The 26,919-nt window shown below is 50.7% G+C and carries 28 protein-coding genes; 5 read left to right on the forward strand and 23 right to left on the reverse strand.

Annotated elements, in window-relative coordinates:
• Nucleotides 1-56 precede the first annotated feature (56 nt).
• From tilS to spoVT, 13 genes are all read right to left on the reverse strand, one after another.
• Nucleotides 57-1,454 carry a tRNA lysidine(34) synthetase TilS gene (tilS, locus tag AC15IQ_RS02500; protein WP_483177090.1) on the reverse strand — a complete coding sequence of 466 codons (1,398 nt, stop codon included), beginning with the start codon at nucleotides 1,452-1,454 and terminating at the stop codon, nucleotides 57-59.
• 90 nt (nucleotides 1,455-1,544) lie between these two features.
• Nucleotides 1,545-4,025, reverse strand: coding sequence for a stage II sporulation protein E (spoIIE, locus tag AC15IQ_RS02505; protein ID WP_483177091.1), 2,481 nt, complete (start codon nucleotides 4,023-4,025; stop codon nucleotides 1,545-1,547).
• Between the two features lie 136 nt (nucleotides 4,026-4,161).
• Nucleotides 4,162-5,058 (reverse strand): Ppx/GppA phosphatase family protein, encoded by an 897-nt coding sequence (locus AC15IQ_RS02510; RefSeq protein WP_483177092.1) that lies wholly within the window; start codon nucleotides 5,056-5,058, stop codon nucleotides 4,162-4,164.
• A 68-nt stretch (nucleotides 5,059-5,126) separates the two neighbouring features.
• Nucleotides 5,127-5,579: a S1 RNA-binding domain-containing protein gene (locus AC15IQ_RS02515; RefSeq protein WP_483177093.1), complete on the reverse strand. Its 453-nt coding sequence runs from the start codon at nucleotides 5,577-5,579 to the stop codon at nucleotides 5,127-5,129.
• A 97-nt stretch (nucleotides 5,580-5,676) separates the two neighbouring features.
• On the reverse strand, nucleotides 5,677-5,964 hold the full coding sequence (locus AC15IQ_RS02520; protein ID WP_483177095.1) for an FtsB family cell division protein: 288 nt from the start codon (nucleotides 5,962-5,964) through the stop codon (nucleotides 5,677-5,679).
• Nucleotides 5,951-6,187, reverse strand: coding sequence for a helix-turn-helix transcriptional regulator (locus tag AC15IQ_RS02525; protein ID WP_483177097.1), 237 nt, complete (start codon nucleotides 6,185-6,187; stop codon nucleotides 5,951-5,953). The genes AC15IQ_RS02520 and AC15IQ_RS02525 overlap by 14 nt, the downstream gene beginning before the upstream one ends.
• A gap of 111 nt (nucleotides 6,188-6,298) precedes the next feature.
• Nucleotides 6,299-6,730 carry a spore cortex biosynthesis protein YabQ gene (yabQ, locus tag AC15IQ_RS02530; RefSeq protein WP_483177099.1) on the reverse strand — a complete coding sequence of 144 codons (432 nt, stop codon included), beginning with the start codon at nucleotides 6,728-6,730 and terminating at the stop codon, nucleotides 6,299-6,301.
• Nucleotides 6,731-6,770: 40 nt separating this feature from the next.
• Nucleotides 6,771-7,040 carry a sporulation protein YabP gene (yabP, locus tag AC15IQ_RS02535; protein ID WP_483177100.1) on the reverse strand — a complete coding sequence of 90 codons (270 nt, stop codon included), beginning with the start codon at nucleotides 7,038-7,040 and terminating at the stop codon, nucleotides 6,771-6,773.
• Nucleotides 7,041-7,184: 144 nt separating this feature from the next.
• Nucleotides 7,185-7,427, reverse strand: a complete 243-nt coding sequence (locus AC15IQ_RS02540) for an RNA-binding S4 domain-containing protein (RefSeq protein ID WP_483177101.1) — start codon at nucleotides 7,425-7,427, stop codon at nucleotides 7,185-7,187.
• A 1-nt stretch (nucleotide 7,428) separates the two neighbouring features.
• A complete protein-coding gene (locus tag AC15IQ_RS02545; protein ID WP_483177102.1) occupies nucleotides 7,429-7,701 on the reverse strand; it encodes an HU family DNA-binding protein in 273 nt (90 codons plus the stop codon).
• Between the two features lie 106 nt (nucleotides 7,702-7,807).
• Nucleotides 7,808-8,575, reverse strand: coding sequence for a nucleoside triphosphate pyrophosphohydrolase (gene mazG, locus AC15IQ_RS02550; protein ID WP_483177103.1), 768 nt, complete (start codon nucleotides 8,573-8,575; stop codon nucleotides 7,808-7,810).
• A gap of 15 nt (nucleotides 8,576-8,590) precedes the next feature.
• Nucleotides 8,591-10,141: a putative polysaccharide biosynthesis protein gene (locus tag AC15IQ_RS02555; RefSeq protein ID WP_483177104.1), complete on the reverse strand. Its 1,551-nt coding sequence runs from the start codon at nucleotides 10,139-10,141 to the stop codon at nucleotides 8,591-8,593.
• 168 nt (nucleotides 10,142-10,309) lie between these two features.
• Nucleotides 10,310-10,873, reverse strand: coding sequence for a stage V sporulation protein T (gene spoVT, locus AC15IQ_RS02560; RefSeq protein WP_483177106.1), 564 nt, complete (start codon nucleotides 10,871-10,873; stop codon nucleotides 10,310-10,312).
• A gap of 245 nt (nucleotides 10,874-11,118) precedes the next feature.
• Here spoVT and AC15IQ_RS02565 point away from each other — a divergent pair, with 245 nt between their 5' ends.
• The 5 genes from AC15IQ_RS02565 to AC15IQ_RS02585 are packed head-to-tail and all read left to right on the forward strand — an operon-like array spanning nucleotide 11,119 to nucleotide 16,483.
• Nucleotides 11,119-12,717, forward strand: coding sequence for a spore germination protein (locus AC15IQ_RS02565; RefSeq protein WP_483177108.1), 1,599 nt, complete (start codon nucleotides 11,119-11,121; stop codon nucleotides 12,715-12,717).
• A gap of 1 nt (nucleotide 12,718) precedes the next feature.
• On the forward strand, nucleotides 12,719-13,894 hold the full coding sequence (locus AC15IQ_RS02570) for a Ger(x)C family spore germination protein (protein ID WP_483177109.1): 1,176 nt from the start codon (nucleotides 12,719-12,721) through the stop codon (nucleotides 13,892-13,894).
• 17 nt (nucleotides 13,895-13,911) lie between these two features.
• Nucleotides 13,912-14,115 (forward strand): hypothetical protein, encoded by a 204-nt coding sequence (locus AC15IQ_RS02575; protein ID WP_483177110.1) that lies wholly within the window; start codon nucleotides 13,912-13,914, stop codon nucleotides 14,113-14,115.
• 36 nt (nucleotides 14,116-14,151) lie between these two features.
• Nucleotides 14,152-15,270, forward strand: a complete 1,119-nt coding sequence (locus AC15IQ_RS02580) for a GerAB/ArcD/ProY family transporter (RefSeq protein ID WP_483177111.1) — start codon at nucleotides 14,152-14,154, stop codon at nucleotides 15,268-15,270.
• 40 nt (nucleotides 15,271-15,310) lie between these two features.
• A complete protein-coding gene (locus AC15IQ_RS02585; RefSeq protein ID WP_483177112.1) occupies nucleotides 15,311-16,483 on the forward strand; it encodes a Ger(x)C family spore germination protein in 1,173 nt (390 codons plus the stop codon).
• Between the two features lie 9 nt (nucleotides 16,484-16,492).
• Here AC15IQ_RS02585 and mfd read toward each other — a convergent pair whose 3' ends face one another.
• The 10 genes from mfd to AC15IQ_RS02635 form a co-directional block, all read right to left on the reverse strand.
• Nucleotides 16,493-19,699, reverse strand: a complete 3,207-nt coding sequence (mfd, locus tag AC15IQ_RS02590) for a transcription-repair coupling factor (protein WP_483177113.1) — start codon at nucleotides 19,697-19,699, stop codon at nucleotides 16,493-16,495.
• A 129-nt stretch (nucleotides 19,700-19,828) separates the two neighbouring features.
• On the reverse strand, nucleotides 19,829-19,990 hold the full coding sequence (locus AC15IQ_RS02595) for a hypothetical protein (protein WP_483177114.1): 162 nt from the start codon (nucleotides 19,988-19,990) through the stop codon (nucleotides 19,829-19,831).
• A 66-nt stretch (nucleotides 19,991-20,056) separates the two neighbouring features.
• Nucleotides 20,057-20,608: an aminoacyl-tRNA hydrolase gene (gene pth / locus AC15IQ_RS02600; RefSeq protein WP_483177115.1), complete on the reverse strand. Its 552-nt coding sequence runs from the start codon at nucleotides 20,606-20,608 to the stop codon at nucleotides 20,057-20,059.
• Nucleotides 20,609-20,708: 100 nt separating this feature from the next.
• Nucleotides 20,709-21,662, reverse strand: a complete 954-nt coding sequence (locus AC15IQ_RS02605) for a ribose-phosphate diphosphokinase (protein ID WP_483177117.1) — start codon at nucleotides 21,660-21,662, stop codon at nucleotides 20,709-20,711.
• The gene (gene glmU, locus AC15IQ_RS02610) at nucleotides 21,659-23,044 is read right to left on the reverse strand and encodes a bifunctional UDP-N-acetylglucosamine diphosphorylase/glucosamine-1-phosphate N-acetyltransferase GlmU (RefSeq protein ID WP_483177118.1); all 1,386 of its coding nucleotides are present in this window, start codon (nucleotides 23,042-23,044) and stop codon (nucleotides 21,659-21,661) included. The genes AC15IQ_RS02605 and glmU overlap by 4 nt, the downstream gene beginning before the upstream one ends.
• A gap of 197 nt (nucleotides 23,045-23,241) precedes the next feature.
• On the reverse strand, nucleotides 23,242-24,021 hold the full coding sequence (locus AC15IQ_RS02615) for a nucleotidyltransferase family protein (RefSeq protein WP_483177119.1): 780 nt from the start codon (nucleotides 24,019-24,021) through the stop codon (nucleotides 23,242-23,244).
• A 12-nt stretch (nucleotides 24,022-24,033) separates the two neighbouring features.
• Entirely contained in the window at nucleotides 24,034-24,723 is a 690-nt protein-coding gene (locus AC15IQ_RS02620) for a GntR family transcriptional regulator (protein WP_483177121.1), read from the reverse strand.
• Complete coding sequence (gene ispE / locus AC15IQ_RS02625; protein ID WP_483177122.1) at nucleotides 24,695-25,636, reverse strand: 4-(cytidine 5'-diphospho)-2-C-methyl-D-erythritol kinase; 942 nt, start codon at nucleotides 25,634-25,636, stop codon at nucleotides 24,695-24,697. The genes AC15IQ_RS02620 and ispE overlap by 29 nt, the downstream gene beginning before the upstream one ends.
• Before the next feature lie 103 nt (nucleotides 25,637-25,739).
• Complete coding sequence (gene spoIIR / locus AC15IQ_RS02630; RefSeq protein ID WP_483177123.1) at nucleotides 25,740-26,321, reverse strand: stage II sporulation protein R; 582 nt, start codon at nucleotides 26,319-26,321, stop codon at nucleotides 25,740-25,742.
• Nucleotides 26,322-26,566: 245 nt separating this feature from the next.
• Entirely contained in the window at nucleotides 26,567-26,728 is a 162-nt protein-coding gene (locus tag AC15IQ_RS02635; RefSeq protein ID WP_483177738.1) for a ribbon-helix-helix domain-containing protein, read from the reverse strand.
• Between the last annotated feature and the right edge of the window lie 191 nt (nucleotides 26,729-26,919).

Raw genomic sequence — 26,919 nt, forward strand, 5'->3', positions numbered from 1 at the left:
CTGCGAATATCCGTAATATTTTAGCACAACCACCTACTTAATGCAATTGACGCTGCTCAAGACGGGTTGCGATTAAGCTGCTTTGTTTGTAGTCTTTCCCTTTTTATGACCAAAATGTACCGGCTTTGAGAAGTGGCTCGGGCTTCTTCACCAGATTCGTAGCCGACCAGAGCATATACCATTCCCTGTGCAGATACCAGTAAGGGGATGCGTTCCCGCTCTTCCCAGGGGATTTTCTTCTTAATATAATATTCTTTTAATTTGGTGGAACGGGAAGTGCCCGGAGGGGTAAAGCGGTCGCCGGGCATACGGGACCTCAAAACCAGAGGTGCTTCGAGCTTGTCCCAATCGAGAACGGTATGAGGACTGTGGGGACAGTATTGTTCGCCGGGCAGCAATGAACAGCTTACCGTTTCACCGGTCTCTTTGATGGTTATCTCTCCCGGAACCGGAAAATTATAGCTGAAAGCAGCGTTCCGCCGCCTATGAGTGGTAAATTGCAGCTGTTCATAGACTTTATATACCATCAAGCCCTGTTTCAGAGCCAAATACCGAGAAGACCCCTGACTCTGACCCAGTCTGATGATGCTGTCGATGTCTTGTTTTTCCCATCCCTGTGCCCCGGTGAGGTGGTCGCAAATAGCCTTCACCAGACGTCTCTGGGCTGCTGTATGGAACTGGAAAAAAGTTGGCAAGTGCAATACCAGCCCGTCCACGCTTTCGCTTACCACCTGCTCCCAGAGCTGAGAAGTCAGTTCGCGCAGCCAGTCGTCTTCCTTACTGATGATATCGGCCAGCTGATTCAGGCTATTAACCAACTGAGGGTTGTAATGTTCCTCTAATAAAGGTATCAATTCATGCCGGATACGATTGCGGGTGAATCCCAGGTCAGCATTGCTGTGGTCCATCCGGTAGGGAACCTGATTCTGATGCAGGTATTCCAGTATTTGATCCTTTTTCAATCCCAACAGGGGCCTGACGACATTATTGTTAATAGGAAGAATGCCGCGCAAACCCTGAGTACCGCTGCCCCGCAAAAGGTGTAAGAGCACCGATTCAGCATTATCCTCTTGATGATGAGCGGTGGCTATGCACTGGGCCTGGCATTTCTCCAGAACCTCAGCAAAGAAGGCATACCGGCAGATGCGTCCCATTTCTTCTACCGAGCGCTTATCCTGGCTGGCCAGTTGCGCGATATTCAGGCGCTTGACCTCCAGGGTCAGTCCCCAGGCCTGGCATTGCTGTTGCACCAACTCCAGGTCCTGATCAGCCTCCGGCCTTAACCCATGGTGAAGATGGGCAGCGATCAAGGTCAGTCCCCAATCCGCCCTGAGCCGCATCAGGATATGCAGCAAGGCCATGGAATCCGGACCTCCCGATACAGCTACTACAATTTTGTCCCCCATCTGGAACAGCTGGTGGTCTTTTATGTATTTTTCAACCCGGCGGTACATAAGAGTCCCCTCGCTAGCTAGCTATACTCCTATGCTACCCCAGTTTCACCCGAAGTCAAACCCTGGCTGGGCTTTTATTTAGATTCCTGCTCAGCAAGCCAGCATGGCGCTAAAGTTCCGCTCCAAAGCCATACAAATCACTGTCATGTCATCTTCCGGCCGGCCTTTACACAGGGTCAAGGCCCGGTGCAATATGTGCTCGGCCAGAACCTGCGGATCGCTCTCATCCATAGTCTGCAAGAAATCCTGTATCCAAAAGGGCTCCACAGCATCGGGCAAGGCCTCGACCACACCGTCACTGAGCATTACCACCATATCGCCTGGATACAAAGCGATTCGATCTCTGAATACCTCGATGTCCTCCAGAATCCCGATGGGCAGAGAACTGGCAGCAATCATCTGCACTTGTCCCTTGCGCTTGATAAATGACGGCGCTGAGCCGGTTTTTACAAAATCGGCCTGCCCGCTATAAAGATCGATCATAACCAGATCCAAGGTGGCAAAAGTCTCATTTTTGGAACGCAAAAGCAGAACAGAATTGATGGTCTGCAGGGACATGTCCTGGCCAAATCCGCTGCCCAAAAGGTTTTCCAGCAATTGAATGGCGGCCTGGCTCTCCCGGCTGGCGTTTTCACCAACTCCCATACCATCGCTCAAGGCTACCAGCTGTTTGCCTTCCTTCAGAGTGGCTATAGTGAAACTATCGCCACATACGGCTTCTTTGCCGACTTGGGCGGCTCCGGCGCGGACATTGTAGTGATGACACGGGGTGAGGGTCAGCTGGCAGGTGCCATGCCCCATCCAGGAGGGGCATTTGCGGTCGGTTACCGCCAGGCATTGGCCTATCATGGAAGATATCATGGGAAGCATGCTGTTTTCGCAGCCTCTGCCATCACTGCAGGAATTGGCCTGCACCACCAGCGAGAGTTGTCCGGCGGCATTTACCCAGGGCTGAACCTCCTTAACTTCCAGGCCTCGTTCCCGGCATTCTTTCATAAGCCGGTCACGCAATTCCGCATCGAAACGGGGTTGGGCCTCTACCTCCCGAGCCAGGTTGCGCATGATCTGGCTTACCCCGCTTAACTGACGGGATATCAGGCTGCGCGACTCCTTTAATTTCCCAGCCCAGTATTCATTAATGCGCAGGTTGTCAAAAAGATATTGCACGGTGTTGACAATGTCTTTGCTATAAGGGCATTTCTGGCGTAAATTGGGAGGGCAATCATTATAATTGATAGTGCCTTCCGCTTCAGCCAGGGCAAAAACCTCCAAAATATCCTGGGAGGTCCGATAACAGTCTTTTCCCCAGCAGGTTTCTTGTTTAACACAATATTGGCATATTCCCTGAGAAACCTGATCATACAGATAGTGAACATAGGATTCCCCTGCCAGGCTGTCCTGCTGATTAGGATGAGAATCAAAGGTACGGCTCAGGTTTTCGAACAACCCGGCCAGCTCATCCATGCGGCTCTGTGCATCGCCCTGGCCGGGCTCAGTCCAAGGGACGCTTGGAGCACCCGCCTGAACCCCTGCCCCTCCACTCTGGGGCAGTTTTTCTTTCCAAGCCGACGGAAGCATAACGAACAGCAAACATGCCACAGACGTCTCCCACATTCCCACAACATTCATGCTGGTCTCAGGCACGAACATGGCCAAGGCCAAGTGGCCCAGCATAAAGCCCACAATTATACCCACCCGGCCCAGACTCCGGAATAAACCGGCCAGGAGTCCGGAAAGGGCGTACATACCCAGAAATTGCGTGAAAACGCTCGAGGCCAGGGAAGGAATCAGCCCGGCCATCACACCTACCATAGTGGCCGCACCGCTGCCCCACAAGTAGGCGGCCAGGAGTATGCTTACCCGGCAGAATACGCCTCCAAGGTTTAATCCCATTATGGTGATATCGTTTAAACCCATGGCGATTCCCACAGCAACGATAAGAAAGGCGGTTATATCCTCGAATTGGAATTCTACCATGGATTTTCGGGTTTGGACCGCTTCCCCGGCGATATTGAATACGAACACCAATACCCCTGAAATCAAGGCTTCGAAAGTAATTACCATGCCCTGATAAACCGAAGGCCCCTGAATCAGGCTGACCAGGCCTTTGCAGACCATCAGCATGGCGGCACATACCAGTGGGTACCCCCACCATTGCCTTTGCCATGGTATCCTCACAGTTTGAACCACTGCTACCATACTAATTAAGGCAAACAGGTTAGCCAGGAGTGGGATCCCTCCGGTTACGGTAATTATACCCAGAGCGGTGCTGCCGGTGAGTATAATGGTACGTCCCAGATCCCTGCGCCCCAGGGCCATTACGAAGGCAAAGGCAAACGGCAGTAACTCCCCCAGGACAAATGCTCTGGCCAGTATGAAACCGACCACACTGAGCACTATATTAATGGGGATCACTGCCGTTCTTATGATATAAAACAGGGTGGTCAGTTGTTTGACAACCTTATCAATATTCCATCCGGCCATGGGGTTAGGAACCTTGTGGTTCCTGATACGTCTGCTTAAACCTGAATTTGATACGCGTTGGTAAGGATATACCTCGGTTCTTTCCACTTTACATCCCCCGTCTCCTTGGTCTTGTCCACACATTATACCAACCAGTAATTGGCAATTTTGTCATTCAGGGGGATATCAGTAATGGAATTTTCCAACAAAATCATGCTCATTCAGGGGCGGGGACGGATTTTGTCTAACCCGGGATTGTTTTCTGGGCGTCCTTTTCATACATCTCCCATATCAGACCTTCCAAGAGATCGCTCTCACTTACCACAGACCATTCTTTATTGAGAGCCAGCATCAGGCTAAGCATTATTTGTATGCCGTACACAATAACATCAGCACGTTCAGGCTGCAGGCCTGCCACCTGTTGGCGTGAAGTTAAGGGCATATGGCGAAGCTTTTGGTAAATCAGGCTGATTTCTTCCCTATCCAACCGCTGTCCGTGCACCTTTTGGCTGTCATATTTGGTCATGCCGTATTTCATAGCTACCAGACTGGTGGCTGTTCCTCCGCAGAATACCAGCACAGCGTCACGGAAACAAAGCTGCTGTCCTTTGATATCCTCCAGAACCGCCATGACCTGATCATCGTCGGGTTTGACTTCGGCACATCTGACCGCACCTAAAGGCAGCGAACACAGGAACAGTTCAGCGTTGCTGTGAATCAGTTCTGTACTACCTCCGCCTAAGTCTGCCACCAGCAACGACTGACCCAAATTGAGGCCCTTCTGCACCCCTTTATAGGTCAAAGAGGCTTCTTGTTCTCCGCTTATTATTTCTATCTCTTCATGCAGGTGCAACCGGCACTGTTCTGCGAACCAGCTGCGGTTGGAGGCTTCCCGAACCGCACTGGTAGCCACCATGCGGTAGTTCTCCACCCCGGCCTGACCGATGAGTTGCATAAAGTGTTGCAGACATAGTATAGTCCGTTCTGCGGCCTTTCGGCTGATTTCTCCGCTGGCCGCAAGCCCGGCTCCGACCCTGGTAGTATTCACTTCCCGGTGCAGCACCTGCAGCTGCTCATTCACTATGCTGGCTATCATCAGCCGACAGGAGTTAGTGCCGATATCGATACTGGCATATCTCATCCTGTTGATTCCCCCTGTATATCAAAAAGGCACTTCCCGTCAGGAAGTGCCTAAAAAAAGCTCACTTATTAATAGCTGCGGCGGCGCCGTGGCTCAACCTTATTTTTCAAGGGCTGCATGCGTTCGTCACTCTCTTTGAGGAACTTGGCGATTTTATCATCCAGACTCAAATGAGCCCCGCCATGTTTGTGTGCAGGGACATAATGCCTTTCTCCTGAACCTGTTCGACCATTTGCACCCGTTTCCCGGCCGGGGTTGCTTCGAGGCGGGGGCACCGGATTGGCTTGTTTGATAGATAATCCGATCTTTTTGCCCGCGATGTTGAGCACCTTGACCTTGACCTTATCGCCTTCCTGGATGAAGTCTTTGACATTCTTAACATAGGTGTTGGCAATTTCAGAGATATGAACCAATCCGACCATGCCTCCGGGTAACTCAATGAAGGCTCCAAAATTGGTTATCCCCTGAACTCTTCCTTCCAAGATGGCTCCGGGCACCATATTCGTTTGTTCTGTCGGCATATGACTAAATGTCCCCCTCGAAAATCTATAAGTTTCACTAGGTTCATTGTATTATGCGCCGGGGATGTAGTCAACCTCATTAGTGCCATTGTGGGCTTCACGGGCTGTCTGTCTGAACTTCCATCAAAACCTTCTCCCCCTTTTTGACCATGCCCAGTTTTTCCCGTGCTATCCTCTCCACTGCTGCGGGGCTGTTCAGCTTGTCCTTCTCTGCGCTAAGCTGTTGATTACTCTGGGTAATCTCTATCTTTTTCATCTCTAAAGCTTGTTTCTGTGCGTTGAGTTTCCAGATGGTGCAGCATCGAGGTACAAGTGTTACCGCAAAGAATCCCAGGAGTAAGGCCAGCATAATGAGCCTAGGTTTCGGCTGTCTAATCAGGGTCATCCTCATTCTCCTCCTCTCCGGCCAGACCTAGTATTTCCCCAGGAATAACTATGACCACTTCATATCCCTTGGAACGGGCACGGTTGTACAAAGTGGCCACCGTACTGGTGCCAATCCGCAATGTCTTGGCTATCTCCGCTGTGGATTTGCCCATCTCTTTTAAAGCAACAACCTGTTTTTCCCTGAAACTAAGCTTTTCAGCGCCTCTAATTTCAATTTTCATGCTATCTTATTATCCACATCTTTTCCACAACCTGTGGACAAATATATTACGATTTTATGCTTTTACTAGTTCTTGCCGACAGACGGTTATTCCTGCCTGAAGGCAATATTTTTATTGTTCCTCATCTTCGGGCTGTCGAGATTGTTTCAGGGCCTCTAACCAGGCCAGGGCTTTTCTTTCCCCCCAGCGCCAGGGTGTACCCACCCGATAGACGATGGCGGCAATGAAATCCACATTGACGCGGGCGGCCTTGCGCATTACAGGCCGGGTTTTGGGAGCGATGGTCTGAAAATAGATGAAAATACCAGTAAACAGTGCCAGAATGATATAAACCCTGATTTCACCCTGATTGATGATCAACAACAGAGTGAATACCAGCAAAAGAATCAAGACCCATACCATGAAATCCAGAATATATAATATCCACCTCCTGATAGAGGATAAGGCCATGCTGTATTGATAAAACTGGAAAACCATGCCTGCCAAGAGACCCACCAGGAAGGTGCAAAAGAACGGTTCAAGCTGAGATAAAAGCCAGGGCAATGCCAGCCCTCCCTCTCTTTGTTAGCCTGCCCGGCTGCAACTATTTGAGCAGCCGCTGAATTATATTCTTGCTGCGGGATTTCAGATCAGCGGATTGGGCTTTATATTCAATGCTGGTTATGTTGCCGTCCACCGAGACCTTGCCATCATCCAGGTTCAAATTGCTGACATGCATATTGTCTCCGGTGATGTATAAATACCCCAACCTGCTTTCGATGATGATTTCTTTCTCATCAAAGGTGTTGACATTGGTGACTCCGCTGATGTCCATGTGCTCGCGGTTGATCAACATAAGACTGTGCTCCGCCATTTTTTCCCTCCTTGCATTATCGGGACAGTGAGGCTTATGTCCCGTCGTTACCTATACCATAACAATATGCGTTAGGGTAGGGCTTTTATGCCAGCCAGGCCTGGGCAGAAAATACCCATCGCTCCGATGCCGGGGCGATGGGCCTTACTCGATTATTCTGTACAAAGTCTTGGCGTCGTTGACTTTGACGTTTTCTTTGATATCCAGTACCTCTAAACGGGTCTGTTTGTTGCCTATCGAAAGGGTGATGATGTCACCTTTTTTCACCTCTGTAGCCGGTTTGGCCACACGGCCATTAACCAGCACCCGTTCGCTTTCAGCACAATCCTTGGCAACGCTGCGCCGTTTTATCAGTCGCGATACCTTAAGATATTTGTCTAAGCGCATCTTATAAAATAGCTTCTTTAAACCCTTTGCCGACTTTAAAAGCCGGCACTTTGGTGGCAGCAATATTGATTTCTTTGCCGGTCTGCGGATTTCTGCCTTTGCGAGCCTGGCGGTCGCGCACTTCAAAGGTGCCGAAGCCGATCAGCTGAACCTTGTCGCCTGCCTTCAAGGCTTCCTGCACACTGCTGATAAAGGCGTTGACCGTTTTTTCCACGTCCTTTTTAGTCATCCCTGTCGCTGCTGCTACATCCCCAATTAAATCGGTTTTGTTCAAAACTATTCCTCCCCATGCAAGTTTTGGTAATTCTTATTACGCATATTCGCTGTATATAGGCGAACTCCTGCAAAAGAAATACAAAATTTTCTAATTAAAGCCTGAATTATAGGCCTTGCTTTTTGGCCTCCTCCCACAGCAGGTCCATTTCCTCCAGGCTCATCTCTTTAAGCACCCGCCCCTGGCGTTTGACCTCGGCTTCGATGTAGTTGAAACGGCGTACAAACTTATCATTGCTGGCCTGCAGGGCCTCTTCAGGCTCGATATTCTTTATTCGCGCCACATTGACCAGGGCAAAAAAAACATCTCCCATCTCCTCCACCAATTCCTCAGTGCTGGCTGCCCGGCCAAGTTCCTCGATCTCTTCTTTAAACTTGTCCACCGCACCATCCACCCCAGGCCAGTCAAATCCTACCCGGGCAGCTTTCTCCTGAACCTTGAAAGCCCTTAAGAGCGCCGGAAGCATCACCGGGATGCCTTCTAAAATGGTCTTTTTCCCCTCGTCTTTTTTAAAACCCTCCCAGATCTCCAGGACTTCACCACTGGTTTGCAGGGACAGGTCCGAAAACACGTGGGGATGGCGATGGATCATCTTTTGCGAGACCGTCTCTGCCACCTGAGAGAGATCGAAATGTCCCTCCCGCCTGGCCAGTGCGGCATGGAAAACCACCTGCAGCAAAACATCTCCAAGTTCTTCACGGAGCTGGCGCATATCCCCAGATTTAATGGCTTCTACTACTTCGTAACACTCTTCGATCAGATAGCGGGACAGCGATTGATGGGTCTGTTCCCGGTCCCAGGGGCAGCCCGCAGGGCTCAATAACTTGTCCATTATCCTGGCTAATTCTTCGGTTTTATCACCAATCTGGCCCACAGCGCTTTTCCTCCTTTATCTACCTGTAATGCGTCTGACCATGTCCCAATCCATTTCTCTGGTGATCAGCAAAAGCACCAGATACACTGCCATCCCGCATAATATGGCCCCGGCTGTAGCCAGATGAGAACTGATGTCATAACCCAACAGCCAGGAATAGAATGAACTGGTACTGAGCGCCATTATAATCGTTATCAGTATAAGTTTTAGCATACGCCCGGCTTCGTATTTAATGCCGGTGGCTTTTTTCAGAGAGAGGATATTCAACAGTGAGCCCACGGTAAATGCGGCTACAGTGCCAATGGCAGCCCCGCGGATATTCAATGCCGGCACACTGGTCAATGAATAATTGAACAATACCTTGAGCATCCCGGTGATGATTAAATGGCGCATGGCGATCTCTGGTCTGCCGATACCTTGCAGACCAGCACTGGATATCTGAAAAGCCGCCAGCACTATGGCCGAAAAGGCCAATGGTTCCAAAGGTATGCCGGCTTCGGCCTGCCCATAGAGCAGGTCGCAGATAGGAAAGGCCAGTATAAACAGTCCGGCCGCAGCCGGAAAGGATATTATCATGCCAGCCCTGAAGGCATAATTGAGGCGTTCATTCAACAACCCCCGGTCCTTCCTGGTCAAAGCCTCAGATACAGCCGGCACCAGGCTAGTGGCTATGGATATGGTGAAAATGGTGGGCAGACTGATCAAAACGGCTGCCATTCCTGCCAGGTGGCCGTATAGTGCGGTAGCCTGTGAGGTGCTGAAGTTTAACGCTAAAAGCCGGCCCGGCACTATGACCGCATCCAGCATCTGCACCAAAGGCAGCACCACAGCTCCAAACGAGACCGGGACGGCCAGACGTATCATCTCCACGGCCAGGTCCCAGGAGGATGTATTAGTGTGTAAGAGACGCAGCCCGGTCTGTCTCTGCTGATGACAGTGCCAATAATAGAACAGGATCAACACTAAAAGGCCGCCCACTCCGCCCACGACCGCGCCAAAGGTAGCGCCGGCAGCGGCGTATTCCAATCCCCGCGGATACAACAAATAGGCCAGGAACAGGACTGCGCTCACCCTGAAGATCTGTTCTACAACCTGTGAAGCCGCAGTGGGCAACATGGTCTGCTGGCCTTGAAAATAGCCACGAAATACCGACATCAGGGCAGCCAGGAAGATGGCTGGTGCTACTGCCATAATGGCATAGTAAGCCCGACCGTCTTTTAAAACGTACCAGGCCAGGGTCTTTGAGGAGGCTATCACCAAGAGGGTCAGCAAAAGCCCCAAAACCGTTAACATGACCAGGGAGGCCCTTAGTATGCGGCGGCTTTCCCCCGGAAAACCCTGGGTCTCTTTGCGAGCGATAAGTATGGAAATAGCGACCGGAACCCCGGCAGTAGCCAGAGCCAGTATAGTGGTGTAAATAGGATAGGCCATCTGATAAAGGCCGATACCTTCGGCACCAATCAGTCTGGCCAAAGGAATCCGATATATTGCCCCCAGAATTTTGCTAATAGCCCCAGCAATGCTTAGAATTACAGCGCCTTTAAGGAAACTCTGGCGATGATTCATAAGTCCCTCCCCAATATCATAGGGTTTATTATATCACAGTTAAGACTTGCTGCAGGCAAAAACACCCATGTTGAATGATGCGGTAAATCGGGTGGTTTTGGAGGCTGTAAACGCAAAGAAGCGATCCTCGCTCGCGCGGAAAAAGATCGCTTCTTGAGAACTGATGCCCTACTGTTCCATTTGTTTGGCCAGAAATCCAGCAGCAGTCTCCGCTAGTTTTACTTCCATATCACCCAGTTTTACGCCCAGTTCTTTGGTGACTATTATAACTGCTCCAATAGGATCACCCTGTGTTATGATCGGTGCAATGACCTGTGATTTCACTGTGTATTCACGATCTTCATTCATGATGACATGAACATTTTCATCATCGCTGATTTCGATCTCATTCATCATCAAGGTAGTTCTCTCTTCCAGAGCCCGTTCTACCGCCTTGCCGATGGATTTGCCCAAAAATTCCCTTTTGTTGGCCCCAGCCAGGGCGATTATTACATCCCGGTCTGCGATCATCGAGATATGACCAATGGTTTCATGCAGGGAATCGGCATACTCCTTGGCAAAATCACCCAGTTCCCCTATGGGAGAATATTTCTTCAGAATAACTTCACCTTCGCGATCAACGAATATTTCCAAAGGATCACCCTCACGAATACGTAAGGTCCGGCGTATTTCCTTGGGTATAACAACCCTTCCCAGGTCGTCTATGCGTCGTACAATTCCTGTTGCTTTCAATTTACATTTATCCCTCCTTTTTAAAAAAACTTGAAAATGTTGTTTTCTTTCTCAGTGATAGTATATAGCTGATAAACGGCTTTTATTCACTTTTCGCCCCGGCGGTGAAAAATTATTGAAGATATTATGCCAGGCACATAATACTATTACAGCTTGATACTGGCCGCATTGGTGCATAAAGGCGCTATTCATGGCTCATACTGAGGATGATTGGAAGGACATGTTATAAAGGTAGGATATCATCTATGCGCTATATTAACCGCAAACCGGTTAGAGACCAGAATAATGCATCCCAGCCTGCAAAGAATGATCCTGTGCAGGCTAAGACCGACCTTCGGCTAGAAGGACTTTCCGAGCAATTGGATGAGAATCTGCAGAAACTGCAGCTGTTGCTGGAGAATTGCTCTGATGCGGTCACCCGGGAACTGAGCTTTGGTTCCGAAGGTTCCAATAAGGCGGCCATTTTATATTTTGACGGTCTGATTGACCGGGTTGAATTGGAGGAGCACCTCTTGCGGCCACTGCTCCACAACAACTATGAACCCGGTGACATCAGCGCAGACAAACAGAATCAGATTGTAACCGCATTAATCCGAGAACTCCTGCCCATGGGGGAAATAAAGACCCTGGACACTCTAGAAGCAGTTTGCGACCACATCACTGCCGGCGACACGGTCTTGCTGGTAGATGGGCAGAAGCAGGGTATAGTAGTAGGGACCCGTTCCTGGCAAAGCCGCTCCATTGATACTCCGCAGAACGAATCTACCATCTGGGGACCCAAAGACGGATTTGTTGAGACCCTGCGCTTTAACACTGCTCAGCTCAGGCGCCGACTGAAATCCACCGATTTGAAGATGGAGGCCATGTCCATCGGTCGGATAAGCAAGAGCAGTGTAGTCATATGTTATATGAAAGACATAGCCCCAGACAAACTTGTATCCGAGGTAAAGAGCCGCCTGGAAGTGATCGATATCGATGCCATCCTTGATACAGCTTACCTGGAGGAATATATCAGCGACGAGAAATATTCAATTTTAGCCCAGGTGGAATATACCGAGAAACCGGACCGTATCTGCGGGCACCTCTTGGAAGGCAGAATAGCTATTCTAGTTGATGGTTCACCTATGGCTATGGTTGTTCCCGCCAGTTTTCCCCAATTCCTAAATGCCGGGGAGGATTATTATCAGAATTTCATTGCTTCTACTTTATTAAGGCTGGGGCGTCTGGCCGCTTTCTTCATTGCCTTATTGCTGCCCTCAGTTTATGTGGCGGTGGTAAGCTACCACCAGGAGATGATTCCCCTGTCCTTATACTTGACCCTGGTCGCGGCCCGTCAAGGAGTGCCATTCCCAGCTGCGATCGAAGCCTTGATACTGGAACTTGCTTTCGAATTGCTACGTGAAGCTGGGCTCAGGTTGCCTCGGGCCATCGGGCCGGCAGTCAGCATCGTAGGTGCCTTGATAATCGGCGATGCTGCCGTTCAGGCGGGCCTGGTCAGCACTCCTATGGTGGTGGTAGTTGCCTTTACCGGGATAGCCTCTTTTGTCACCCCTTCTTACAACGCTGGCCTGATGGTGCGTATCCTGCGCTTTGGAATGCTATTTCTCGCTGCTACTCTAGGCTTCTTCGGCATAATCATGGGCCTGCTCCTGCTAGCGGTACGCATGGCCTCAATGTCCTCGCTGGGACAGCCTTATCTCTCACCAGTGGCGCCTTTTAACCTGTCTCATGTCAGTGATGTTCTGGTGCGGCGTCCATGGAGTGTTGATACCACGCGCCCTTACCGGGAGGGCATGAAAAATCAAACCCGCCAAAAGCTGCCCCCGAAAAGGGAGGAGTCCTAAGATGCGGCGCGGTATACTGCTGGGTATGATTATGCTGCTGGTGTTATCCAGCCTGGGAGGGTGTTACAACCGGGTGGAATTGGATGAGACCGTTGCTGTCACCGGCTTCGGACTTGATGTAGACAAAGGTCAGAAGGTAATCAGTGTTCAAATAGCAAGTCCCTCGGGCAAGCCCGAGGGAGGCAGCAATGCCGAGGTGGAGACTATGGTTTTAACGGAATCAGCTTCTGGTTATGCCCAGGCGGCCCGGCAGATCACCCTGCATTTTCCACGCACCCCCGTCTGGTCGCTGTCCACCAGCATCATACTGAGTGAAGCACTGGCCCGCGATGACTTGCGGTTGATGATGGATTTCGTATCCCGCAACCGCTTTATCCGGCCTAATATGATGATGTTTCTTACCTTGGGAACCAGCCCTGAAGAGGTAATGCAGGTCAAGACCCCGCCTGAAGAATACTCCTCCCTGGCCTTGGTTAAAATGATGCAAGGCCAGGAATCACAATCCGGCATCTATATGCCCGTATCACTCCGGGAGTTCCGTTCCAAGTATGTCACCCCTGGTGTGGAGCCGGTCATTCCCCAGGTGCAGATTGTCGAGATGGATGGCGAAAAGGTCTTACAATTACAGGGGGTAGCAGTTTTCCTCGGTCATAACATGGTGGGATCGCTAACAGAAAAAGAAAGCTACGGCTTGCGTCTATTGGTACCAGAAGAAAACCGAGGCGGATTGATAACGGTCAACCTGTCCGGAGACAGGGAGTCCGGGCCTTTAGGAGAGATGGTGACCATGGAGATCATCCGTTCCCGAGCCCGCTCTACACCACGGCTCAATGCCGATGGCTCAATGGTTATATCCGTTGATATTGAGGCCGATGGCAATCTTTATGAGCAGACCACCTCAGAGAACCTCCAAACTACCGCTAATCTTGTCAGGCTGGAGGATTTGACCTCTCAGGCCATCAAAGAGGATGCTCTGGCCTGCATTCACAAAGCGCAGCTTTTAAAAAGCGATATATTCGGCTGGGGGTCCATGATCAGCCGCCAGCATCCTGACTTGTGGCAGCGATTGGAAGCGGATTGGCCGTCTTTTTTTGCCTCTTTGCAAGTGGAGGTTGAGGCCAAATACAGTATTCGCCGTACTTACCTGATAGAAGAGGCCATGCAGATAAGAAACTAAAAGAAAGGTTGGTTTATATGTTCACCGCCCTATTCTTTTTACTGGTAGCGCTCCTGGTTGCCATAGATGTTCCCGATCTGCGGCGCCAAAAGCTGAATAAAGATTTGGCTGTCTATACTATATTCATGCTTGCCGCTATTTACTTGGCTATGGTGCAGTTTTATCACTGGCCCTTTTTCAACCCGTTGTTGATGGCCGCCATGCGCATGCAGAGCCCATAGCGGAAAGGCCATACCATTGAGAAAGGGTGATATACTTTGGCACGGCTTACCAATATACAACTATTCTGCATTTTGCTTGTTACTCTGGCGGTAACGCCCTACCAGGTCATGGCCAAAATGCTTGCCATGATTCTCGCCCAACACGGCTGGATGGCGATTCTGGGCTCGGTTCTGCCCGGGCTCTTGCTGGTATGGATCTATTATTATCTGCTCACCAACAGCAGCCGCCCTTTCCCGGGCATGCTTGAGGAGCACCTGGGCCCAGTCCTCGGTAAAATCATCGGCTTCGTTTATATTTGGGCTTTCTTTCTGGTGGTGGTGATGAGCCTGGTACTATTTGCAAACTTTTTTTTGAGCAATGTGCTCCCCGGTATGCCCATCAGCATACTGTTGATATTTATTATCTTGCCGGCTTTTTATGCTCTGCGCACCGGTTTGGAGGCCACTGCCCGGGTGGTGGAATTAATCGTACTGACCGCATACCCGCTGGCTATGCTTTTGCTGTTGTTCGGCCTGGGCCCCGAGACTGACTGGTCACGCTTGCTGCCACTGGGCCACTTCGATATGGCTGCTTTGGGCAACGGGGTCTGGTTGGTCAGCAGTTATATCAGCTTAATGGTCGTGGTATTGACCCTGGGGCCATTCTGTCATCAGCCCCGGCTATTATGGAGATGGATGCTGGCTGTTTTTGGGATGTTCCTTTTTAGCACCCTGGCGGCGGTAATAATTCCCATCGTTGCCTATGGTCCAGTTCTGACTTCCATACAGACCTTTCCCATCTTCAACATAGCCCGTGCTACCGATGTGGCCAACTTCATCCACAACATAGAGATAATAATGGTATCAGTGGTCATGCCGGGTGTCTTCTCCATCCTGGCCATCTTCTGGTTTGTTACCTGTTACAGCGCCCAGCAGGTATTCGGCCTGCAGGACTATCGCATTCTGGTCGGACCCACCGCCATCATGGCAGGCGTTTCAGCGGTTCTTCTGGTTCCCAACATTCATTTTTTGTACATAATGCTGCAGCAGATCTTCCCTTGGATTTTCATAATCCTGTTTGCCATTTTGCCGGCCTTTATGGTGCCTGTGATATGGCTAAAACTACGGCGCCGCCAAGACTCTGACTCCAAAAAAAAGGCAGCTCCCCCAAAATAGCGGCTATGCAGATTATTTAGAATGATCTGAGGTATCGATTGTGAAAGCAAATTTATCCCTGAGTATAATAACCATAATATTTTTAATCAGCCTGTCATGCTGCAATGGCTGCTATAATCGGACCGAATTGGAGGACACTATGGCTGCGGTAGCGCATGGTCTGGATCTGAGTGCGGACGGGACTCAGGTGGTTTCCACAGCCCAATTTGCCCTGCCCAAATCGGGCGGCAGCCAAGATGATGCCCCCAAATTCCTGCTGCGCAGTGCTGCAGGGCCTACCTTCTCTGCCGCTGAACAGATCATGAGCACTGCTTTGCCCCGCAAATCATTGTGGGGCATGACAACTACCTTTATCATCGGAGAGAATATTGCCCGCCGTGATATAGGGCTGTTTTTAGACCATCTAGCCCGAACCAGCACGGTCAGAGAAGCCTCCCTGCTCTTCCTGGCTTACGGCTCTACTCCGCACCAGGTCTTGGCAGTCAAAATCCCGCTTGAAGATACTGCTGGGGTCGCCTTGTCCAAAGCAATCCGTACCCAGGAATCTCAAACCGGACTGTACAGCCCGGTCTCCATCAATGAATTCCTCTATAAAGTTGATAGCCTGGGAGTAGAACCGGTACTGCCGCAAGTAAAAATAGAAACGGTTGATGGTCGAGAACGCCTGACCCTGAGTGGTCTGGCAGTTTTTCGCGGCCGCCATATGGTAGGTTCGCTGGATGAACAGGAAAGCCGGGGATACCATCTGATGAAGGCCTCGACCCGAGGCGGGCTTTTTGAAATAACCCTGCCTGACCAAGACGGGTTTGGTGTTGAAAGACAACAATTACTTGAAATAATCACTTCGCAAGCCGAGGTTGAAGCGCGGCTCGATGAGGGCAAGGTCAGCATGAAAATAACCGTCTCTGCTGAGGGGAACCTTTACGAACTGGACATGCCCGAAAACCTGGCCAGTCTAGAAATGCTGGGGCAGTATGAACAACTGGCCAACGAATCTATCCAGAGAGATGTAAGCGCTTGCATCGACCGGGCGCAAGCCTATCAAAGCGACATACTGAGCTGGGGGCAGCTACTGGAACGTCAGCGGCCTGAGATTTGGGAGGCTTTAAAAGCAGACTGGCCGACTCAATTTGCCAGAATACCTTATGAAATAAATGTCGATTTTAAATTGCGCCGCACCTATCTGCAAGGCCAAAGTACCATAGAACAATAATCCCTTGGGTCAGATCATCTGCAGGACTCTGTGCAGGGTCTGCAAAGCATCCCCTTCCGGCCTAACCGCCAGGGTATGGGCATTTAATTTGCGGATTTGAAAGCCCCCCATATTTGTCTGCAGGTTATTTGGCAAAGCTTTTTCCAATTGAATCTCTATCTGCTTGCCTTTGCGGCGCAGCACTTTGATCTCTTTATCCCGGGCCATCAAACGCAAGAGGGTGATCTGCAAAAAGTTCTCCACTGGACGGGGCAGCTTACCGAAACGATCCTCCAGTTCGGCCCTGATCTCTCCAATGTCCTCCTCGCTGTTTGACAGCAATAAACGTCGGTAAATCCGGATTTTAACTCCGGGATCGGGTATATAGGTATCAGGGATGTAATAATCGATATCCACATCTACCATGGGAGCCTTGCGCTGCGCCAGGGGTTGCCCCCGCAGGCGTGAGGTTTCTTGTTCCAGCAGACGACAGTACATATCAAAACCGACTGCCTGAATATAGCCGTGCTGTTCAGGGCCCAGGATGTTGCCGGCCCCCCTGATTTCCAGGTCGCGCAGGGCTATTTTCATTCCCGCCCCCAGTTCATTGAACTCCCGAATGGCATTGAGGCGTTTTTGTGCATTCTCATTGAGAACTTGCTCAGGATGATAAGTCAGGTAGGCAAAAGCAATGCGGTTAGAGCGACCCACCCGGCCGCGCAGTTGGTAAAGTTGCGCCAACCCCATTTTATCAGCATTATCGACTATTATGGTGTTGACATTGGGCATATCCAGTCCCGATTCTATAATGGTGGTGCATAACAATACCTGGTATTGGCCTTTTACAAAAGCATCCATGACCATCGACAATTCCGCCTCGGGCATCTGGCCATGGCCTACCGCGATGCTTATATCGGGGAGCATCTCCTGCAGGTGCTGCTGCACCCGATATATGCTCTCAATACGATTGTGGACGAAAAACACCTGCCCGTCGCGCTCCAGTTCGCTGCGGATAGCCTCGCAAATGATATCGTCGCGGTATTCCATTACATAGGTGGTTATAGGGTAGCGCCCCGACGGCGGGGTCTCAATGATGCTGAGATCGCGAAGCCCGGTCAGGGACATGTGCAGACTGCGGGGTATGGGGGTGGCAGACAAGCTCAAGACATCTACCATCTCCTTGAACAGCTTGATTTTCTCTTTCTGCGCCACTCCGAAGCGGTGTTCTTCATCTACTATCAACAGGCCTAAGTCTTTGTAACTGATGTCTTTGGACAGCAAACGATGGGTTCCAATGACAATATCCACCAGGCCCTTCTTGATATCTGCAATAATCCGCTTCTGTTCAGCCGGGGATTTGAATCGGCTCAATACCTCGATCTCAGCCGGAAAGCTGCTAAAGCGCTCTACAAAAGTGGTGTAGTGCTGCTCAGCCAGAACCGTAGTCGGTACCAGGACCGCCACCTGCTTGCCATCCATTACCGCCTTGAAGGCGGCCCGCATGGCTACCTCAGTTTTACCATAGCCCACATCGCCGCAGATCAGTCGGTCCATCGGCCGGGGGCTTTCCATGTCACGCTTGACGTCCTGTATGGCTCGAAGCTGGTCGGGGGTCTCCTGATAGGCGAAATCATCCTCAAATTGCTGCTGCCAGGGGGAGTCTTTGGAAAATGCGTAGCCTTCTCGGGCCTGGCGGCTTGCGTACAAGGCCAGCAGTTTTTCTGCCATGTCCTGAATGGATTGAGAAATCTTGGCTTTGGTACGCTCCCATTCAGAGCCGCCTAATTTGCTGAGGCGGGGATTTTTATCCTCAGGGGCACTGTATTTGTATAATACATCTAGTTTCTCCACAGGCAGGTACAGACGATCTGTACCTGCATATTGAAGCAGAATATACTCTTTAGTCACGCCGTGTTGCTCTACCTGAGTGATGCCTCTGAATATCCCGATCCCATAGTGTTCGTGAACAATGTAATCCCCCGTGGTCAACTCTTCCAGTAGGATTCTCTCCCGGTTGTCCTGGGCTTTGCGGGAAGTCTTGCGGGCTTTTACCCGGCCCCAAATATCCTTCTCGGTTAACAGCACCATTTTAAAATCTGGAGAGATGAATCCCTTAGCAGAAGGGTTGTCAACGAATTCCGGTGCGGCAAGATTGTTTTCCTGCAACCAGGCCTGTAGTTTTTCCCTGGTGGTGCGCCGCTTGACCGCTATCTGGATCACATAGCCCTTCTGCTGCCACTCCCGCAGACGGGAGAGCAGTTTGGCCTCATCCCCGTAAAAAGGCTCCATATCCTGTTGGGTAAAATGATGCAAGATAGCGGCCTTGACCTGAGGAATGTTACCGGGGAAAAAGGAATGATAGGCCACCGCCCGGGCTGCCAAAAGCCCTTGCAGGGTTTCGACACCTAAGAGTGGCAAGTTGCGAACCGCCTTGGTCGCTTTATGGGCTTCCTTGATGGTCTCGCGGTAAGCTCGCAGAACCTTTTGATAGGCCTTGACAAAGTCCCTGGGTTCGTCGGCAAAGATAACCACCGGTTCAGGCAGGTAGTCAAACAGGGTGGCTTCCAGGGAGCCGCTCAATTCATCAGCCGGGGGTATGAAGATCTGCTTTTCATGACCTGCCGAACGCTGGCTGTCAGTGCTAAAGCGGCGGATCGATTCAACCGTATCCCCGAAGTACTCCAGCCGATAGGGGCTGGCTGCTCCCAATGGGTAAATGTCGACTATGCCCCCTTTGACAGTAAAGTCGCCGGGCTGACCCACTGCTCCTACCCGCCGGTAACCACTATCTATCAGGCCACCCAGCAGATGATCGCGGGAATATTCTCGGCCTTGATCAATTCTCATAGTGCTGGCGGCCATCTGCTGAGGTGACATCATGTAATGCAAGCAGGCTGCCGGGGTGCTGATGATAAAGCCGCTTCGACGCGGGTGATTGAGGCATTCCTGCAAAGTGGCCACCCGACTGCCTTCCACCTGGGAATAGTTTTCCTTCAGGAAGACGAAGTCTCGTCCCAAAAAGAGCTGTATATGCTGATCGTCAGTGGAACGCCGCAGTTGAGCCTGCAGATCATAGGCCTTCTCTTCCCCCGGCACCAGACACAGAAATTTACCCGGAGTGTGTTTAGCCAACTGCTGTAGGAAAAAAGCCTTACCACTGCCGCTCAGTCCGCTTAGTACTGCGTTTTCCCCAGCTTTTAGGTGCTGGCTGACCTCCATTATCAACCTGTCATCCAATCTCCGTTCCCCCATACATAAAGGTGGACGCCCAATATAGCCTCCACTGTAAATTTGCTTACTATACAGATATCTTATTTGTATCTCCCGGTTACAAGAACTTCAGCACCGGAGAAAAATCCGCCGGCTTCAGTTGTAAAAATGCTGACCGCTATTCTGATTCTGGACCCCGCCGATCTCCTCGGCGCACTCCTGACAAATACCCTGCAGTTCGACTACTCCGGCCTGCCCCTCAATTTCAGATGTCTTATAAATACGCCCACAGCATTCACAGGTATGGTAAATCTTCACTGCAGCCGCCCCCCGCAATTGTTCTTAACCTTATTGTCCCCTAGCCAGAGCGAAGATTATACAGGGCTAGTTGAATTGGTTCATCGTTTTGATCAAGCCCTCTTTTACCCATGATTCCACGGCATCCGCGGCCCTAGAAACCGCGCTGTCCAATTCCAGCCTCTCCTCTCCCAGCGGGGCAGACAATACCCAGTCCACCGCACCATGCGGCGGACGGCCGATCCCAATGCGCAGGCGCGCAAAGTCCTGAGTACCCAGCAGCTGTGAAATAGAGGCGATGCCTTTATGTCCCCCGCTGCCGCCAGTGGCCCGAATGCGCAGCTCGGCCACCGGTAAATCCATATCATCGTAAATGACCAGCAAATCCTCCAGAGGCATTTTATAAAAGCGCAGCATGGGCTGCACCGACTTGCCACTCAGGTTCATGTAGGTCAACGGCTTCATCAAAAAGACCTTTTCCGGCCCGATCCGACAATGGCCAATAACAGCGTCAAAACGGCTTTCTTCTCTCTCCACGCGGTGGCGCCTGGCCAGCTCATTAACTACCTTAAAGCCCAGATTGTGTCTGGTCTCACTATATCTTTTGCCCGGATTGCCCAGGCCCACAACCAGCTTCATCGCTTGGATTACCCCACGTTCATTGATCTATTTACTCTATTATAGCTTATTTATAGCAGCAAAAACTCCGGCCTCCGGGCCGGAGTCTTTGCTGCTAACCCTACATTTCAAAAAGTTTGCTTACTGAGAGATCCTCATGAATCCTTAAAATAGCCTCTCCGACCAGGGGCGCAATGGATAACACGGTCATGTTAGGGAGCAGTTTGCCCTGCGCCAAAGGAATGGTGTTGGTGACTACTATCTCTTTGACCGGAGCGGCAGCCAAACGCTCGATAGCCGGTCCTGAAAAGACCGGATGGGTACAGCAGCAGTATACTTCGCGAGCGCCTTTTTCCACCATCGCCCGGGCGGCTTCGCAGATGGTACCGGCGGTATCTATTATATCGTCAACGATGATGACATGTTTGCCGTGGACCTCACCGATGACGTTCATGATTTCCAGCTGATTGGGGGCTGGCCGGCGTTTATCCACAATTGCCAGCGGAGCCCCGAGTTTGGCTGCCAGGTCACGAGCCCGGGTCACCCCTCCCACATCAGGAGAGACGACAACCGCCTGGTCGCCAAATTGCTTACGCTTTAAATATTCAGCTATGGTGGGAACCCCGGGGAGATGGTCCACCGGGATATCAAAGAAGCCCTGAATCTGGTTGGCATGTAGGTCAACCGCTACCACCCGCTGAGCGCCAGCTTCCACGATCAAATTGGAAACCAGTTTGGCAGTAATGGGATCGCGAGCCCGGCTTTTACGGTCCTGCCGGGCATATCCGTAATAGGGAATGACCGCGTTGATACGCGATGCTGATGCCCTGCGGAAGGCGTCGATCATTATCAACAGTTCCATCAGGTTATCATTGACTGGCCAACAAGTAGGCTGGACCACGAAAACATCCACCCCACGAACACTCTCGGAGATTTCGCAGCCGATCTCACCATCGCAAAATCTTGTTACCTTGGCATCCCCTACCGGGATGCCCAGATATTTGGCGATGGCCTGTGCCAGTGCCGTGTTGGCATTGCCAGTGAACAATTTCATTCGCCACCGGGATGCTTTCATTGATCTGTTACCTCCTGATCATGTTTGGTTTTCTTGGGCCACCCAGCAATGTTTCTCTGCCGGGCGCGTTCCACTGCCAGGCTTTCATCGGGGACATCCCGGGTTATAGTCGAACCCGCTCCGGTGACGGAATTTCTGCCGATCCTCACCGGGGCTACCAGGTTGGTATTACTGCCGATAAAAACCCCGTCCTCGAGAAAGGTCGGATATTTATTGTACCCATCATAATTGCAGGTTATGGTTCCGGCGCCGATATTAACACCCCGGCCCACCTGTGCATCACCTACGTAACTCAGATGGGGGATCTTACTACCCTCGCCTACGGTAGAATTCTTTATTTCCACGAAGTCCCCCACCTTGACCCCGTTGCCCAATCTGGTTCCAGGACGAAGGTAGGCAAACGGCCCAATAGTGGATTGGTCGCCGATATGGGCATCAATAATCCTTGATGACTCGATTACCACCTTGCGGCCGATAACCGAGTTGCTGATCCGGGCCGACGGCCCTATATCGCATTCCGGTCCGATCACGGTATGGCCTTCGATGATGGTATGGGGTCGGATGATGGTATCTTCCCCGATAGTCACAGTTTTGTCAATGTAAACGGTTTCCGGTGCGATCATAGTAACCCCCGACTGCATCAGGGACATATTCTTGCGCTGATACAATACCGCCTCACAGTGGGCCATCTGTACCCGATCGTTGATGCCCAGCACATCACTGCTGTTCTCACTGACTGCCACCTCTACGGGCCGACCATCAGCTATCATCATAGCCAGCACATCAGTTAGATAATATTCCCCCTGAGCGTTGGCAGTGGTCAACCCGGCTAAACGGGGAAACACCTCACAGCTCTGGAAACAATATATGCCCGAGTTGATCTCGCTGACTCGCTTTTGATCCTGGCTGGCATCCTTTTCCTCGACTATTCTCTGCAGCGACTGGTCCTGGTTGCGAATGATGCGGCCATAACCAGAGGGATCTTCGACTAGGGCGGAGAGAACCGTGGCAGCGGCATTGTTTTCCTGGTGCCAGCGGAGCAATTTTGCCAGGGTAAGGCCTTGAATCAGCGGGATATCCCCCGACAGAACCAAAATATTATCTGCCCCTTTGGCCCGGGCTTCGGCCTGTCTTAATGCATGCCCCGTACCCAATTGCTGTTCTTGGACAACGAAATCGACGTCCAGTTCGGCCAGGGCCTCTTGCACATATTCCCTGCCATGGCCCACCACCACTACTATGTCCTTGATGCCGGCTTCTTGTACCGCCTGTACCACATGTTGTATCATGGGCAAGCCAGCTACCTTATGAATTACCTTGGGATAGGCAGAGCGCATGCGCACTCCCTTGCCCGCGGCTAATATTACTGCAGTATTCAACAATGTATATCGCTCCCCTATAAAACTGCTTTTGATCGCACCATTTCCTATTGGTACAAGCTAACCAACTTGCAGCAATAGTTATTGGGTTTACCAGAATTAACAAATTCTATACGAACCCAGAAATCTCCTCTATGGGAATAAGATATCAAGGCCCCGAGCAAGCCCTGCACCGCTGCCAGACTGGATTAACCAGTCATTTATATCTGAACCGGATCGATCAGGTAAGCCTGAGCCAGGTGCAGATCACTCGGTTTGTCTACATCCACGCCCACTTCGGCATACCCTGAGATCAGGGCCTTTCCGGTAACACCCGTTACTGCTCCAAACCGTTTTTCCACTGCCGGGATGGAAAGACGCTTGAAAATATAGCGTAAAACCAACCCTAATCCAAAAAGCTGCGCCATAGCCAGGGGGCTTTTGCGCCGCCTGACCAATTCTTGGGCAATATCCATGACCTGATCCACGACCCGGCTGCGGATGATAAACAGGTTGCCCCCGGTGAAGGTGCCCTCTTGCAGGGTCACATAAGTGCGGGATACGCCAGGGAACTTATGCTCATTAACATCTTTGCTGGTAATCGGATAAAAGAAGTCAGCTTGATATTGCTCGGATTGAGCTATGAAATCGTCAATGGCGGCGGTTGTGATAAAAGGGATATCGGTGGGTAATATGAGCAGGCTCTCGCTGATCTGCTCTCCTTTGAGCAATTCAACCGCATTGGCGAAACTTGCCATGGCGTTGTCCCCGCCTTCAACGAACATCAGGTCGGGATCTTTGCCCAGAACCGGGCGCAGTTCGCTCACCGGCCCGCTGACCACTATGCGGCCAACGTTTTGGGAGGCGCGCAAGGCTCTGTATACATAGCTTATCATTGGGCTGCTGCCGATTATGATCAAGGCTTCATTGTCGTAAGGCGCTATCTTTTTCAACTCGGAGGCGCTTTGTCCCCCGGCCAGAATGATAGCATCATATTGCATCACATTTCCTCACTATCTGGGCAATCCATCCCGTTTAATAGATTCCATTATGACATTTTCAGCATTTTCTATATGGTCCTGAGCCACCTGCCTGGCTAGACTGACATCTCGGGATTGCAGCGCCTCTACAATGGTGCGGTGTTCCTTTAAAGACTGATACATGCGACCCGGGACAGACAGAGAGGTAGTGCGCAGGCGCTGGATCTGCTCGCGCAGGTTGTTGACTATGGTAACCAGTCTTTCATTGCGGCTGGCTTTATAAATGGCTTCATGAAATTTTGTATCTATATCCACCAGCTTGTCAAAATCTGAGCTGGCTATGGCCTCAGCCTTGATCACCAAGCAGCGTTCCATAAATTCCAATTCTTCCTCAGTCACCCGTTCTGCTGCCAAAGCTGCAGCCAATCCCTCCAATGAAGCCCTGATCTCGAATACATCGGCGATATCCTTGGTGGATATGTCAGCCACATAAGCCCCTTTACGCGGAACCATTACAATAAAGCCTTCTAATTCCAATTTGCGCAGGGCTTCACGTATGGGGGTGCGCGAAACTCCAAGTTCCTCGGCCATCTGTATCTCCATCAACCGCTCCCGGGGTTTTAGGCTGCCATTGATAATGGCTTCCCTAATTGCCTCTAACACCAATTCCCGGAGCGGTTTATAAGAATCCAAGTTAACCGGCAGTAATCTGCGTTCCTGCACTAAGACCACCTCCACCATAAGATGATACCAGAAATACTTCAGAGAAGTCTCGGGAGAATTTGTCCCGGGCTGTTTCAGCTCTGCTCTGCTCCGCAAAGATGCCGAAAACAGTTGGCCCACTGCCGGACATCAATGCCCGCAGGGCGCCATACTCAACCATTTTCGCCTTTAGTTCGGCTATTTGCGGATGCATCGCCACACTTACCGGTTCTAACACATTAACCAGATTTTTGGCTATATTCATAATATCACAATCTTGCCAGGCTGCAAGAAAAGCCGGGGTATCCGGCCTAACTGTTATATTATCTGGCTTCAGATTATGGTAGACCTCGCGGGTAGAAATCTGAAAATCCGGCTTGACCAGCAGAATCCAAGGCAAAAAGCAACCTGGCAGCGATTCCAGATCCTCTCCGCGCCCTCGGGCCAGAGCCGTAGCTCCTGAACCAGCCACAACAGTACCCGGCTCCCCCATACCAAACTTTCCCAGCAGGCAGAAGGGGACATCCGAACCTAATCGGGAAGCCAGGTCACTTAAATCTGACCACCCCAGCTCATATTTGAACATCAGATTCATGCCCCATAGAGTAGCAGCGGCGTCAGAACTGCCTCCGGCTAGGCCTGCGCCCAGCGGTATGTTTTTTTCTATGCTTATTTCGACCCCCGCCCCCTTGCCATATCTGCTCAAAAGAAGTTGCGCCGCTTGATAGGCCAGGTTGCTGCGGTCATCAGGTAAGGCAGGATTATCAGAGCGTAATCGTATGCTCCCCGGCGGGCCAGGGCGAATGGTAACCCGGTCGGTTAGCCCGATTTGGTGCATCACCGATTCTAATTCATGATAGCCATCCTGGCGCTTATATTTGACATCTAAGGTCAAATTCACTTTGGCTGGGGCTTCAACAACGATGACTGGCATATTATCCCCCATTTTTTCTACATTATATATCCTCCCAAAGGAAAAGGGAACGACCAGGCCGTTCCCTCAATATAGGGGGGTTGAGGAGTATTGATAATAGAATTTATCCTTCGTAGTCCTGGCCTTTGAGGGTAATCTGCAGCCCTTTGGGCAGGAATTTCAGAAATTTTAGGCTCACCTCGGCCTTTTCAGGGCTGTCCAGGCTCAAACCCTGGTCTGAAGATGAAACCATGCACAAGGGTGGAAACAGTACGCACCACCAGTTTTTACCCTGACCCTCCCCGATAATAACCCGTACGGCCTGATACTGACCAGCTGGAAACACTAGATTGCCGTAGCTCTTGGTGGGGAAGTCGTGTCGGCCGATTTCTACATTGACCGTATAATCATATCCCCTGGCCGCGATGGTTTCTTCGGCACACTGTTTTATGGCGGGTATCTCCCGAATAGCTATTTCTTGAGCCTCTGTTGCACTGACCGCATCGACCAGCGCTGCTCTCATCTGAGCCACCACCTGATCCTTGACTTCTAATTTGAGCTGCTGGTCGCTGGGGTTGTCACTGTGGGCGATAACATGTAAACGGAGCACATCCTCACTCAGGGATATACCGCGAATATCTTCATAAATATACCCCAGGGCGAATAGCAGAATGATACCGAATGCAGAGAATAAAGCCTTTCTCATCTTACAAACCTCCCTTCTAAATTGGAGTATCTCCTAAATGGTCACATATAAAACCGCGCCAACTGTGAAAACCGGATTTATTTTTGATCCATTACTTTATTCATGATATAAAATGCCATTTATCCATAGGCTTTATACTGGACAAGTTTAATTTTTGTGGATTAAAAAGCCATACAAAAAAGACAGCTTAAATGCTGTCTTTCATAAATCGCTAACCCTGGCCCGCGGCATGAACTCTTCTTTATTTAGGAGGATCGGTCTTGCCCTTCTTGGTTGCGGGATAGGTATTCGCGTATTATCATGCGAACCAATGCACTCCGAGATATCTGGTTTTTTCTAGCCAATTCCTTGATATCGTTAACCTGACTCCTGGTCAGGAACCAACCGCAAAACTTAATTAAAATTATTCATACATACTCTATCCATAGGTTATCTCGAGGGAGGAATGGTTGTCAATATACCGTCATTTCAAGTTCTCTTTCTTGATGGCGGATGCGATTATTTTAGCAACCTCTTTTAGAATCTTTTTATCCCTCTCTATGTCTGGCTCCGCGTAAACGGATATAACATTAATCTTTTTCATCCCGCTCCCCCTGGT

The sequence above is a fragment of the Syntrophomonas sp. DTU019 genome, assembly GCA_913757435.1.
Lineage (GTDB): Bacteria > Bacillota > Syntrophomonadia > Syntrophomonadales > Syntrophomonadaceae > DTU019.

Bases quoted from the DNA above. Each gene is read 5' to 3' on its own strand.
- tilS (WP_483177090.1), bottom strand. From the start codon at position 1,454: ATGTACCGCCGGGTTGAAAAATACATAAAAGACCACCAGCTGTTCCAG.
- AC15IQ_RS02510 (WP_483177092.1), bottom strand. From the start codon at position 5,058: ATGAGATATGCCAGTATCGATATCGGCACTAACTCCTGTCGGCTGATG.
- AC15IQ_RS02515 (WP_483177093.1), bottom strand. From the start codon at position 5,579: ATGCCGACAGAACAAACGAATATGGTGCCCGGAGCCATCTTGGAAGGA.
- AC15IQ_RS02520 (WP_483177095.1), bottom strand. From the start codon at position 5,964: ATGACCCTGATTAGACAGCCGAAACCTAGGCTCATTATGCTGGCCTTA.
- AC15IQ_RS02525 (WP_483177097.1), bottom strand. From the start codon at position 6,187: ATGAAAATTGAAATTAGAGGCGCTGAAAAGCTTAGTTTCAGGGAAAAA.
- yabP (WP_483177100.1), bottom strand. From the start codon at position 7,040: ATGGCGGAGCACAGTCTTATGTTGATCAACCGCGAGCACATGGACATC.
- AC15IQ_RS02540 (WP_483177101.1), bottom strand. From the start codon at position 7,427: ATGCGCTTAGACAAATATCTTAAGGTATCGCGACTGATAAAACGGCGC.
- AC15IQ_RS02555 (WP_483177104.1), bottom strand. From the start codon at position 10,141: ATGAATCATCGCCAGAGTTTCCTTAAAGGCGCTGTAATTCTAAGCATT.
- AC15IQ_RS02565 (WP_483177108.1), top strand. From the start codon at position 11,119: ATGCGCTATATTAACCGCAAACCGGTTAGAGACCAGAATAATGCATCC.
- AC15IQ_RS02570 (WP_483177109.1), top strand. From the start codon at position 12,719: ATGCGGCGCGGTATACTGCTGGGTATGATTATGCTGCTGGTGTTATCC.
- AC15IQ_RS02575 (WP_483177110.1), top strand. From the start codon at position 13,912: ATGTTCACCGCCCTATTCTTTTTACTGGTAGCGCTCCTGGTTGCCATA.
- pth (WP_483177115.1), bottom strand. From the start codon at position 20,608: ATGAAGCTGGTTGTGGGCCTGGGCAATCCGGGCAAAAGATATAGTGAG.
- AC15IQ_RS02605 (WP_483177117.1), bottom strand. From the start codon at position 21,662: ATGAAAGCATCCCGGTGGCGAATGAAATTGTTCACTGGCAATGCCAAC.
- AC15IQ_RS02615 (WP_483177119.1), bottom strand. From the start codon at position 24,021: ATGCAATATGATGCTATCATTCTGGCCGGGGGACAAAGCGCCTCCGAG.
- ispE (WP_483177122.1), bottom strand. From the start codon at position 25,636: ATGCCAGTCATCGTTGTTGAAGCCCCAGCCAAAGTGAATTTGACCTTA.
- spoIIR (WP_483177123.1), bottom strand. From the start codon at position 26,321: ATGAGAAAGGCTTTATTCTCTGCATTCGGTATCATTCTGCTATTCGCC.